The organism is Bradyrhizobium sp. SHOUNA76, from assembly GCF_023006445.1.
Taxonomy (GTDB): domain Bacteria; phylum Pseudomonadota; class Alphaproteobacteria; order Rhizobiales; family Xanthobacteraceae; genus Bradyrhizobium.
The window spans coordinates 1-10,573 of record NZ_JALBHA010000194.1; the positions used below are offsets into that span (position 1 = coordinate 1).

At 64.9% G+C, this 10,573-nt stretch carries 13 protein-coding genes; 8 read left to right on the forward strand and 5 right to left on the reverse strand.

Annotated elements, in window-relative coordinates:
• Window positions 1-103: 103 nt before the first annotated feature.
• Window positions 104-901: an aldolase gene (locus tag MOV74_RS20050; protein ID WP_246925932.1), complete on the forward strand. Its 798-nt coding sequence runs from the start codon at window positions 104-106 to the stop codon at window positions 899-901.
• Window positions 902-907: 6 nt separating this feature from the next.
• Here the strand turns inward: MOV74_RS20050 and MOV74_RS20055 are convergent, their stop codons facing one another.
• Window positions 908-2,137 (reverse strand): lytic murein transglycosylase, encoded by a 1,230-nt coding sequence (locus tag MOV74_RS20055; protein ID WP_246925934.1) that lies wholly within the window; start codon window positions 2,135-2,137, stop codon window positions 908-910.
• Between the two features lie 145 nt (window positions 2,138-2,282).
• Between MOV74_RS20055 and MOV74_RS20060 the strand changes: the two genes are divergently transcribed.
• Entirely contained in the window at window positions 2,283-2,543 is a 261-nt protein-coding gene (locus tag MOV74_RS20060) for a hypothetical protein (RefSeq protein WP_246925935.1), read from the forward strand.
• A 62-nt stretch (window positions 2,544-2,605) separates the two neighbouring features.
• On the forward strand, window positions 2,606-2,857 hold the full coding sequence (locus MOV74_RS20065; RefSeq protein ID WP_309486817.1) for a hypothetical protein: 252 nt from the start codon (window positions 2,606-2,608) through the stop codon (window positions 2,855-2,857).
• A gap of 33 nt (window positions 2,858-2,890) precedes the next feature.
• On the opposite strand, the gene MOV74_RS20070 is transcribed toward MOV74_RS20065, so the two are convergent.
• On the reverse strand, window positions 2,891-3,421 hold the full coding sequence (locus MOV74_RS20070; RefSeq protein WP_246925939.1) for a MarR family winged helix-turn-helix transcriptional regulator: 531 nt from the start codon (window positions 3,419-3,421) through the stop codon (window positions 2,891-2,893).
• A gap of 54 nt (window positions 3,422-3,475) precedes the next feature.
• On the opposite strand from MOV74_RS20070, the gene MOV74_RS20075 reads away from it, so the two are divergent.
• Together MOV74_RS20075 and MOV74_RS20080 are read left to right on the forward strand one after the other, a co-directional pair.
• A complete protein-coding gene (locus tag MOV74_RS20075) occupies window positions 3,476-3,955 on the forward strand; it encodes a carboxymuconolactone decarboxylase family protein (RefSeq protein WP_246925943.1) in 480 nt (159 codons plus the stop codon).
• 21 nt (window positions 3,956-3,976) lie between these two features.
• The gene (locus MOV74_RS20080) at window positions 3,977-4,477 is read left to right on the forward strand and encodes a cupin domain-containing protein (protein ID WP_246925944.1); all 501 of its coding nucleotides are present in this window, start codon (window positions 3,977-3,979) and stop codon (window positions 4,475-4,477) included.
• Between the two features lie 52 nt (window positions 4,478-4,529).
• On the opposite strand, the gene MOV74_RS20085 is transcribed toward MOV74_RS20080, so the two are convergent.
• From MOV74_RS20085 to efp, 3 genes are all read right to left on the reverse strand, one after another.
• Window positions 4,530-5,516 carry a DUF808 domain-containing protein gene (locus tag MOV74_RS20085; RefSeq protein WP_246925945.1) on the reverse strand — a complete coding sequence of 329 codons (987 nt, stop codon included), beginning with the start codon at window positions 5,514-5,516 and terminating at the stop codon, window positions 4,530-4,532.
• 82 nt (window positions 5,517-5,598) lie between these two features.
• The gene (locus MOV74_RS20090; RefSeq protein ID WP_246925946.1) at window positions 5,599-7,221 is read right to left on the reverse strand and encodes a M23 family peptidase; all 1,623 of its coding nucleotides are present in this window, start codon (window positions 7,219-7,221) and stop codon (window positions 5,599-5,601) included.
• A 24-nt stretch (window positions 7,222-7,245) separates the two neighbouring features.
• A complete protein-coding gene (gene efp / locus MOV74_RS20095; RefSeq protein ID WP_018323088.1) occupies window positions 7,246-7,812 on the reverse strand; it encodes an elongation factor P in 567 nt (188 codons plus the stop codon).
• Window positions 7,813-7,974: 162 nt separating this feature from the next.
• On the opposite strand from efp, the gene epmA reads away from it, so the two are divergent.
• Genes epmA through MOV74_RS20110 form a run of 3 tightly spaced genes read left to right on the forward strand, consistent with a single transcriptional unit; the run spans window position 7,975 to window position 10,428 of the window.
• Complete coding sequence (gene epmA, locus MOV74_RS20100; protein ID WP_246925950.1) at window positions 7,975-9,039, forward strand: EF-P lysine aminoacylase EpmA; 1,065 nt, start codon at window positions 7,975-7,977, stop codon at window positions 9,037-9,039.
• Complete coding sequence (locus MOV74_RS20105; protein WP_246925947.1) at window positions 9,036-10,130, forward strand: lysine-2,3-aminomutase-like protein; 1,095 nt, start codon at window positions 9,036-9,038, stop codon at window positions 10,128-10,130. Before epmA ends, MOV74_RS20105 begins: the two co-directional genes overlap by 4 nt.
• A 43-nt stretch (window positions 10,131-10,173) precedes the next feature.
• Window positions 10,174-10,428, forward strand: coding sequence for a hypothetical protein (locus MOV74_RS20110; protein WP_246925949.1), 255 nt, complete (start codon window positions 10,174-10,176; stop codon window positions 10,426-10,428).
• Window positions 10,429-10,573: the final 145 nt, after the last annotated feature.

The following is a 10,573-nucleotide window of genomic DNA, read 5'->3' on the forward strand; positions in this document are numbered from 1 at the left end:
GGGCGTGAGCCGCGCAGGGCAGGGCGGCACGCGCAGGGGCTGACGCGCAGGCGCAGCCCCTGTACAACGCGGGCAGCTCTCGACCAACAGAGGTGTCCTTCGCATGGCGCACAGCCTTCACGCTTCCTCACCCGCATCAGCGCCATTCCGCTCGAACCGGCCGGACCTTGAGACCGATGCGATCCGCACTGCGCGCGAGGACCTTGCCGCCTGCTTCCGCATGGCGGCGCGCAATGGCTTCGAAGAAGGCATCTGCAATCACTTCTCGGCTGTCGTGCCGGGCCATGACGATCTGTTCCTGGTCAACCCCTACGGTTACGCCTTCCGCGAGCTGACCGCGTCAAAGCTGCTGATCTGCGACTTCCACGGCAACGTGCTCGACGGCGAGGGCGTGCCCGAGGCGACCGCGTTCTATATCCACGCCGAGATGCACAAGCGCCTGCCGCGCGCCAAGGTCGCCTTCCACACCCACATGCCCTATGCGACGGCGCTGTCGATGACCGAGGGCGATCCGCTGATCTGGGCCGGACAGACTGCGCTGAAATTCTACGGCCGCACCGCGGTCGACCGCGACTATAACGGCCTTGCGCTCGACAACCGCGAGGGTGCGCGCATCGCATCAGCCGTTGGCGACGCCGACATCGTCTTCATGAAGCATCACGGCGTGATGGTGCTGGCGCCGACCATCGCGGAAGCATGGGACGATCTCTACTATCTCGAACGCGCCGCCGAGGTGCAGGTGCTGGCGATGTCGACGGGGCGAAAAGTGCTGCCCTTCGATCCCGCGATTGCGGCTGAGACCTACAGACAGATGCGCGAGGGCGATTCCGAATCCGCGCGATTGCATCTCGCCGCGATCCGGCGACAGCTCGATGCGGAGGAGCCGCAGTACCGGCACTGAGGTCGCCTACGACCCCTGCCGCAGCTTGGCCAGCACCTTGAGCCCGCCATAGCCGTCCGCCGGCGTGATCCCCGCGCGCTGCTGGAAATCCTTGATCGCCTTCATGGTGTCGTTGCCGACGCGGCCGTCGGTGCCGCCGGTGTCGAAGCCGGCCTTGGTCAGCCGCGTCTGCATCTCCTGCACCTCGGCGAGCGTCAGTGCGCGCTCCGAGCCGGGGAAGGGTTGAATGAAAGGCGGCGCCCCGAGGCAGCGGTCGCCGAGATGGCAGATCGCCAGCGCATAGTTCATCGACGGATTGTAACTCTTCACCGAGTAGAAGTTCGGTCCCAGCAGAAACGTCGGTCCGCCCGCGACCGGCGTCCACATCTGAGCGGATGCATTCGGTTGCGGGAACGGCTGGCCGTCGGCGCGGCTTACGCCGGCCGCCTGCCATGCCGCATAGGTACGGCTGCCGCTCATATTGGCGGCCGCGCGCACCTCATAGCCCCAATGCTCGCCGCGATGCCATTTGCCGCGATTGACGAGATATTTTGCGGTCGAGCCCAGTGCGTCGTCGGGCTTGCCGAACGGCGAGACCTTGCCGTCGCCGTCATAGTCGATGCCGACATTGAGCCAGACTTCCGGCATCCATTGCGAGTGCCCCATGGCCCCGGCCCAGGATCCCTGCATCTGCTCCGGCGTGCTCCAGCCCTTGTCGACGATGCGCAGCGCGTTGATCAGCTCGGTCTCCCAATAGGCCTTGCGGCGCGGCTCGTTCCAGGCGAGCGCGGCGAGCGAGGGAAACACCGGCGTCATGTGGTTCTGCTGCACCAGGGGATCGCCATAGGCGGACTCGACGCCCCACAGCGCCAGCAGCGTGCCGCGCTCGACGCCGAAATCGCGCTCGATGCGCGCGAGCAGTGCCTCGTTGTTCTTCAGGGCGATCTTGCCGTTGATGATGCGCCAGTCGGAAACGCGGCGGTTGATGTATTGCCAGACCTGTTCGTGGAATTCCGGCTGGCTGCGCATCTGCTTGAACACGCTCATGTCCGGCTCGACCCGCGCCATCGCGCGCTGCCAGGTCGCGGCAGAAATGCCCTTCGCCATCGCACGTGCGCGAAAGGCTTCGCGCCATTCGTCGAAGCCGGGAGGTGCGGCGAGGACGCGTGTCGGAAGTGCGAGCACAGCGGCTGCACCGAGCGTGGATTGAAGCAGGGCGCGGCGCGTCGGATGGAGCGAGGAATCAGCGTGTTTCATGGGCACATTCTAGCCTGAAACATGGCCTGTGTGCGCCGGTTCCTGGAACAACTGGGCGGCTAGGTTCTGCGTGACCGGATCAGGCATTCCGTCGGAACAAACTGTCGCAGTCCCGCATTCCCCCCGCACCACTGAGGAGGACAAGATGAGGAAATATCTGTTTGCCGCCGCCATGGTCACCGCCATCGCAGCGCCCGCGTTCGCGGACGAGGTCGGCGTTCATGTCGGCCCGGTCGGCGCGGGCGTGACGGTAGGTCAGTCCCATGAATATCGCGAGCGAGACCGCGATCGCGACCGTACCACCATCATCAAGGAGCGCGAGCCCGCCGACCGCACCACGGTGATCAAGAAGGAAGATGAATTCGGCAATCGCGAAAAGACCGTGATTCATCACGACAACGACTGATGCAGCAGGCCCCGGCCGGAGCGCCGGGGCCCATTCTGCTGCTCATCGAGATTCGGGGTGGAATGAAGATATACGCACATGCGGAAAGCCATGTCGTCGAGCTGGACGACGGATCGCAATGGCAGATATTTCCAGGCGATCTTGCGACCACATTGAGCTGGAAGCCCGAAACCGATCTGCACCTGGAGCCGAGCGGCGACCGGGTGAGTTCGCATGTGCTGGTGAATGACACGGACCTCAGCCGCGTGCGGGTGATCGCGGCGGGCGAGAGCTGGCCCGACGGCGCGGTTAAGGATGCACTGAAGGGCGGGTAGCATCCTCTTTGGGCACGAGGGGCGGAAGCCCGCCTAGTCCTCCTTCAAATCAGCTGCGATCCCAGCTAGCCACCGCCGGATGGCAGTTTCGTTCTTGCTGTCCAAGCCTTTCGCCAGCCTCTTCTCCAGTGCGACCACACGCTCCCTGCAGGCCTTCAGCAGCGTGGCACCGCGCGGCGTCAGCGTCCATTGCTGGATGCGGCCGTGGACGGGATGCGGCGTCATCAGAATCGCGCCGTCGCGTTCGAGGTTGCGGATGATGACGCCGACGGTCTGGGGCGTCAGGAAGGTGAGGCGGGCGACGTCGGCGCCGGACAGGCCCGGATAGGCGTTCAGCATCGTAAGCACCGCGAATTGCGGCGACGTCACGCCGAGATCGGCGAGCGTTCGTTCCATCGTCAGGCGGACCGCTGCATGGGCCTGGCGCAGGAGATAGCCGAGATAGCCTTGCACGCCGCGCTTGCCTTCTCCCGGCGCGGGTACGCGCACGGCGACGTCGTCGGCAGGTGCGGGCGCCTTGTACGCGGTTTTGGCTCTTGTGGCGGCTGCGGACTTGCGTGACATATAAGAGCTCTTATAAGATGTAAGCATTCGTACAATAAGACGAGGTGAATCGCAATGTCTCATGCCCGCAGCGAATACGAGGATTTCAAGAAGATCGCGCCCGACGTCTATGATTTGGTTCTGGCGCTCGGTCAGCTTGCAACCAAGGCCGGCCTCGACAAGCATCTCATCGAGCTCGTCAAGCTGCGCGCCTCGCAGATCAACGGCTGCGCCTTCTGCGTGCAGCACCACGTCCTGCTGTCGGAACGGATCGGCGTTCCCGCCGACAAGCTCCATCTGGTCGCGGTCTGGCGCGAGGCGCCGGTCTTTTCCGCGCGCGAGCGCGCGGCGCTGGCCTGGGCGGAGGCGCTGACCTTGCTGCCCGACGGCGTCAGCGACGAGGTCTACGCCGAAGCTGGCCGCGAGTTTTCAGAGACCGAGTTGATGTACCTAACCTCAGCGGTCACCTCGATCAACGTCTGGAACCGTTTTGGTGCTGCGTTTCGCTGGACGCCGGCAGCGCGGCCGGTCGCCGCGAATGCTGCGGCATCCTGATCAGCACGAGAGGAGGTCGCGATGACAGCAATGGGTTATTCTGCCGTGCAGCGTCCGGTGTCACGTTCGACGACATTCGCTGTCGTCGCAGGGCTCGCCTGCGCGCTTGCGATCGGCAAGGTGCTGCCGGTGACGATCGACAGTGTGTCAGGTGCACTGGCGCCGCTCTGCGCCACGGCGGCCGAGAGTTCGCCGCTCGACAAGGTCGAGCCGATCGGCTCCTACGCATTGCCAAACGTGCCGGGCAAGCGCGTCACCATCGTGCGTGTGTTCTACGGCCCGGGCGGATTTTCGCGTCCGCATCGTCACTCTGGATCCGTCACCGCCTACATCACCAAGGGCGAGATCCGGTCCCAGCTCGGCGGCGGTCCGGTCGAGACGTTTGGCGTCGGCCAGTCCTTCTTCGAGCCGCCGGGCTCGACGCATCTGGTCTCCGCCAATGCCAGTGCGACCGAGCCGGCAGAGTTGATCGCGGTGTTCGTGGCGGATGAGGGCGCGCAGCTCACGACGCTGCTTGAATAATCGGTAGCCCGGATGGAGCCAAGCGCAGTCCGGGGGACACGGCCGGTTGCCTTCAGGCCGGCGACGATCGCCTCAACCGTTGCCATGCCGGAGAGAGACCGTATTGGACGGCCGGAATCGCAAGCGCGCCGACAAGCAGTCCGAGCAAGCCTGAGATGGCCGCCTCGACCGACCATTCGATGATGCCGGCAACGGATGGAAGGGCATGGGCGGCGGCCTCGGTTGCGGCATGGACCGTGCGGCCAACCACGGGTGGGCCGTATTTTTCGATGCCATGCAGGATGATGCCGCCGCCGACCCAGATCATGGCGGCGGTTCCGATTGTGCTCAGCACCGCGAGGAAGACGGGCATACCGCGGACGAGTGTGCGTCCGAGCAAGCGGATCGGGCCGCCAATGATCGAGGCGCTGTCATAGCGCGCGAGGGCCATCCCAACATCGTCCGCTTTCACGATCAGGGCCACCACGCCGTAGACTCCGACAGTGATAAAGATGCCAACCAGCGCCAGCACCAGTGCCTGCGTCCAGATGCTGCCCGCCGGGATAGCCGCCAGCGTGATCGCCATGATCTCCGCCGACAGGATGAAATCGGTCTTGATGGCGCTCGCGACCTTCTCGTCTTCGACCGACCGGGCATTCAACGCAATTGGATGGAGCTGAGCTTCGTGGTGGTGCGCATGATGCGGCATCACGGCTTCGAGCACTTTCTCGGCACCCTCGTAGCAAAGAAAGGCTCCGCCCAGCATGAGCAGCGGCGTGACCGCGGCGGGAAGGAAATATCCAAGCAGCAGGGCAATGGGGAGCAGGATCAGCAATTTATTGCGCAGCGATCCGATCGCAATCTTACCGACGATCGGCAATTCGCGTTTCGAGGCAAAACCGATGACGTAATTCGGCGTGACGGCCGCATCATCGATGACCACGCCAGCCGCCTTTGTGCCTGCCTTGGCAGCCTGGCTCGCCACATCGTCGAGCGAGGCTGCCGCCACCTTTGCAATCGCCGCGACATCGTCGAGAAGACCGATCAGTCCGAGGCTCATCAACCGTGTCCCTTGCTTGTTCGAGCCTGCGGTGTGCGCGACATCAGCTCTTGCATCGACCAGCCTTGGAGCGGGCAAGCCGTCAATTGTCCTCGCCGCTCGATCCCTCGCGCAGGTCCGGCTTGAGAACGTCGTCCGGCAGCGCGTGTGCCACGGGCTGCGCCGTGACAGCGATCTCCGGGCCGACCTCGCGTCCGCGGGCACGGATGAGGCGTTCATAGGCGGAGACCAGGGTGACGTAGGGGCTGACCCAGATCCAGCCGTCGCGTGTGAACACCTGCACGTCGAAATGCAGGTGCATCGAGGTCCCGGCGGGATGGTCGAGATAGTTCGAGATGACACCGATCTTCTCGCCCTCGGTGACAATGCGGCCATTGACCACGCCGTCGGCGTTCAGCGCCTGCGGATTCATGTGCATGTAGCGGAAGCGGATGTGCTCGGTGCGGCTGTTGACTTGAAGCGTCGCGGCCTGGTCCTTGGCTCCGCGGATCACGATCGCGTCACGCACGGCGACGACGCCGCGCTGCTTGGGATCGCAGGGCTCGCGGCCTTCGCCGGGCGCGGGGCAGTCGGCGGCGCGGATGTCCTCGCCCTGATGTCCGTAGCCTCCGCCGCATTGCCACACCTCGAAACTGCGCGACTCGCAGAAATTGTCGCGCCAGGGATAGGCGGTTGGACCTTCGCTCCTGTCGCGCTTGCCGTAGGACTGCGAGCGCACGAACGCAGGCGCCTTCTCGAGCGGGAATCGGATCTGCGCATAGGCCATCACGTCAGGATGGCCGCCCTGCTTGCGGTAGCCGGTGTTCGGGATGATGTCGCCGCTCGGCCGATAGCTGAAGTCCGGTGAACGCTCCGCCGGACGATCGAGGATGTTGGAGGCAATGTCCGTCAATGGCCGCATGCGCTGGCCGCCGGCGACACGCAGGGCCTTCAGGAAGCGCTCGGCAACGGGATAGGCTTCCTTGCAGGCGAGCCGCCGCGGCTTGGCGACGCTGTCGAGGCACTGGATCGACACGACGTAGGCGGCGCCGAAACGGCTGAATGCGTAGCGTACATAGCCTTCCCGGATGAACCTGCGCAGATCCGGATAGGTCGTCGCGAGCGGCTTGACAGGCTCGCCCTTGCCGCCGGCGGGATCGGCGATGTCGTAGACCAGCGCCGATCCCGTGATCTGCACCTCGACCGGCCTCGTGAACACCCGGCCCGGCATGCCGTCACCAGCGCCGGGCTCGAGCGAGAAGGTCGCGCTGTAGCCGGCGGGGCCGGCATCGAACAGGTCGACGGGATTGAAATCCGCCTGGTAGCGCGACAGCGCGAGCGTCGCCGGCGCGCCGTTGCGCTGCGCCTCGAGGTAAGCGGCGGCGTCGAACGGCAGCAGCACTGGCACGGGACTGCGGGTGATGCCGGTGAAGAATCGCGACGAGACCGCGTTGAGCTGCACCAGTGCGGGCGTCGCGCGCGGATCGTGGCGTGGCACCGAACGGCGAGGTGCGAAGATGAAATCGTCGGCGACCCGGGGGCGGCTGTTGATCTCGGCGCGGAGCTGGTCGAGCGCTGCGCGCCAGTCGACGCGCAGGGCCGTGAGCGAGGGGCTGCGGAATTCGTCCGCGGCGAGCGGTGCGGCAATGAGGAACGAAAGCGACGCCAGAAGCAGCGAGACGAAGCGGAACCCCTTCCCAACCACTGTCTCGCCCCCCGGCGGCACCTGTTCCGACTGCCCCGCTCTCTGCTAGTCCTTGGCTCGCTCTGAGTAGGAACCGTCCTCGGTCATGACCACGATGCGGGTGCCGACCGCGATGTGCGGCGGCACGGTGGTGCGCACGCCGTTGGACAGCACCGCCGGCTTGTAGGAGGACGAGGCGGTCTGGCCCTTGGTGACCGGCTCGGTTTCGACCACTTCCAGCGTGACGCGCTGGGGCAGCGCGAGCGAGACCACGTTGACGTCGTGGGTCGACAGCTTGACGGTCATGTCCGGTTGAAGATACGAGGCCGCGTCGCCGACGACGTCCTTGGAGACCTGGACCTGGTCGTAGGTCTCCGGGTTCATGAAGTGGAAGCCGTCGCCATCTTCATACAGGAAGGTGTAGTTGCGCTCTTCGATGGTGGCCTTTTCGACCTGATCGGTGGTCTTGTAGCGTTCGGAGATCTTTACCCCGTCCGAGATTCGGCGCATTTCGATCTGGCTGACCGGGGTGCCCTTGCCGGGGTGGATGTTTTCGGCGCTGACGACGACATAGAGCTTGCCGTCTTGCTCGATCACGTTGCCTTTGCGAATAGAACTGGCGATGACTCTCAAAGCTATATTTCCTGCTTGCTTGGCCCGGCACCGGCCAGGACGTGGTCAAATCGATGGGGGACTTGGGGCCTCAAATCGGACCTCGGCGCCCGTTTCGGGCCGCAACATACTGATTTTGCCGTTAGATGCCAGCGTTTTGCTCGGGCCTGGGCGGGGCAGGTAATGGCTGGGGACAAGCCCATCTCACCGTTCTGGTCGCCCGGGCGGCATCTCGACCGTCGGCCGTTTCTCCAGGCCCGGGGGGCCATTACCGGGTCTCTACGGGCCTTTTTCGCCGAGCAGGGGTTCGTGGAGGTCGAAACCTCCGTCCTCCAGGTCTCCCCGGGCAATGAGACCCATCTGCACGCCCCCAGGACCGAGATCATGCGGCCGGACGGCAGCCGTGCCAGCCGTTACCTCCGGACCTCCCCGGAATTCGCCTGCAAGAAGCTGCTGGCTGCGGGTGAGACGCGGATTTTCGAGCTCGCCCGGGTGTTTCGAGACCGCGAGCGCGGCGACCTGCATCTGCCCGAATTCACCATGCTGGAATGGTATCGGGCAGGCGCCCCCTATGACGCCATCATAGCCGATTGCGTCGTCGTGATCGCCCGTGCGGCGCAGGCGACCGGCATCGGGACCTTCTCCTTCCGTGGCCGGACCGCCGATCCCTTCGCTGAGCCGGAACTGCTGACGGTCGCGGGCGCCTTCGAACGGTTCGCCGGCATCGACCTGCTGTCGACAATCTCGGGCAACGAGGGTAACCGTGCCGCGCTCGCCCAGGCGGCGGCCAGCAAGATCCGTGTGGCCGAGGACGACACCTGGTCGGACATCTTCAGCAAGGTTCTGGTCGAGCATGTCGAGCCGCATCTGGGGCAGGGGCGTTTGACCATTTTGTTCGAATACCCATCTCCAGAGGCGGCGCTGGCACGGGTGAAGGCTGACGATCGCAGGGTTGCCGAGCGCTTCGAGGTCTATGCGTGCGGGGTCGAGCTCGCCAACGGCTTTGGAGAACTGACCGATGCCGAGGAGCAGCGCAAACGCTTCACGGAATCGATGACGGAGAAGCAGCGCCGCTACGGCGAAGCCTATCCGCTGGATGAGGACTTTCTGGCCGCAGTTGCCGCAATGCCGGAGGCGAGCGGTGTTGCACTCGGCTTCGACCGGCTGGTGATGCTGGCGAGCGGTGCATCGCGAATTGATCAGGTGGTATGGACACCGCCTGCAAATGAAACGCCAAGTGAGACATGACGAAGACGAACCTTGCACGCACTCTGCGCGAGCCGGCCGAGCTCGTCGCCGAAGGTCTGGCGCCTGCAGCAGCGCTCCCGGCGCTCGAACGCGTTGCCGCGCGCTACGCGGTGGCCATCACGCCGGCGCTGGTCGAGCTGATCGATACGTCCGATCCGGTTGATCCCATCGCGCGGCAATTCGTTCCGAGTGCAAGCGAATTGGAGATGCAACCGGGCGAAAATGCCGATCCGATCGGCGATCACCCGCATTCGCCGGTTCCCGGGATCGTGCACCGCTATCCCGACCGCGTCCTGTTCAAGCTCGTTCAAGTCTGCGCTGTCTATTGCCGCTTCTGCTTCCGCCGCGAGATGGTGGGGCCGGGCAAGGAGAATGCGCTGTCTGACAGCGCCTATCGCGCGGCGATCGATTACATCCGTTCGCATCACGAGATCTGGGAAGTGATCCTGACCGGCGGCGATCCCCTGATGCTGTCGCCGCGGCGGATGGGCGAGATCATGGCCGAACTCGCGGCGATCGATCACGTCAAGATCATCCGCCTTCACACAAGAGTGCCGGTGGCCGATCCCGCGCGGATCAGCAAGGAGATGGTCGCGGCGCTCAAGGTCGAGGGTGCCACCACCTGGGTGGCCGTGCATGCGAACCATGCGCGCGAATTGACGGGAGCGGCGCGCGCCGCCTGCGCGCGGCTTGTGGATTCCGGAATTCCGCTGGTGAGCCAGTCCGTGCTTTTGCGCGGGGTCAATGACAACATCGCCGCTCTGTCGGATTTGATGCGAGCTTTCGTCGAATGCCGGATCAAACCCTACTATCTGCATCACGGCGATCTCGCGCCGGGCACAGCGCATCTGCGGACGACGCTGGCGGAGGGGCAGGACTTGATGCGGCAGTTGCGCGGGCGGGTGTCAGGACTGTGTCAGCCGGACTATGTCATCGACATTCCCGGCGGCGCCGGCAAATCGCCGGTGGGGCCGAGCTACGTACTGGCGCCGCAAAATACCGCACCCGATGCGGGTGAAGTGGGAGCCGAAACGCGCTATCGTATCGTGGACTATTGCGGCGACGTTCATCTGTATCCGCCCGAGACCTGAGCGGTGATGGGGCGCGCGCCGGCTTGAGAATGGAGAAGCGGACATGAAGAAGATCATGGTGGCAGCATCGCTCGTGGTCTTGCTTGGCGGCGCGGCGGTAGCACAGACCGGCGGCTCCAAGGGGTCGACATCCGGCGGAGCGTCCTCTGGCTCGGTGTTGCCGGCACCGGTCGGTCACCGCCAGCCCCGCGCGGCCGACGTGCCGAGCGAGAAGAATCTGAGCAATCCGAATAGCCCCGCGAACAAGGAAGACGCCGAGCTCGATCGCAAGATCAAGAGCATTTGTCGCGGCTGCTGAGGCTTTTCACCTCTCCCCGCTGGGGAGAGGTGAAAACGCGCAAGCATCCGAAGCTTTGCTCGCCGCGCTTCAGGCGGAGCGCTCGTGCAGTCCGGCGCGGCGGGTGTTGCGGCGGACCTCGACCGCGTCGGCCAGCTGCTCGAGC

Coding starts and splice junctions, on each gene's coding strand:
- MOV74_RS20050 (WP_246925932.1), top strand. CDS start 104: ATGGCGCACAGCCTTCACGCTTCCTCACCCGCATCAGCGCCATTCCGC.
- MOV74_RS20055 (WP_246925934.1), bottom strand. CDS start 2,137: ATGAAACACGCTGATTCCTCGCTCCATCCGACGCGCCGCGCCCTGCTT.
- MOV74_RS20060 (WP_246925935.1), top strand. CDS start 2,283: ATGAGGAAATATCTGTTTGCCGCCGCCATGGTCACCGCCATCGCAGCG.
- MOV74_RS20065 (WP_309486817.1), top strand. CDS start 2,606: ATGAAGATATACGCACATGCGGAAAGCCATGTCGTCGAGCTGGACGAC.
- MOV74_RS20070 (WP_246925939.1), bottom strand. CDS start 3,421: ATGTCACGCAAGTCCGCAGCCGCCACAAGAGCCAAAACCGCGTACAAG.
- MOV74_RS20075 (WP_246925943.1), top strand. CDS start 3,476: ATGTCTCATGCCCGCAGCGAATACGAGGATTTCAAGAAGATCGCGCCC.
- MOV74_RS20080 (WP_246925944.1), top strand. CDS start 3,977: ATGACAGCAATGGGTTATTCTGCCGTGCAGCGTCCGGTGTCACGTTCG.
- MOV74_RS20085 (WP_246925945.1), bottom strand. CDS start 5,516: ATGAGCCTCGGACTGATCGGTCTTCTCGACGATGTCGCGGCGATTGCA.
- epmA (WP_246925950.1), top strand. CDS start 7,975: ATGGCTGGGGACAAGCCCATCTCACCGTTCTGGTCGCCCGGGCGGCAT.
- MOV74_RS20105 (WP_246925947.1), top strand. CDS start 9,036: ATGACGAAGACGAACCTTGCACGCACTCTGCGCGAGCCGGCCGAGCTC.
- MOV74_RS20110 (WP_246925949.1), top strand. CDS start 10,174: ATGAAGAAGATCATGGTGGCAGCATCGCTCGTGGTCTTGCTTGGCGGC.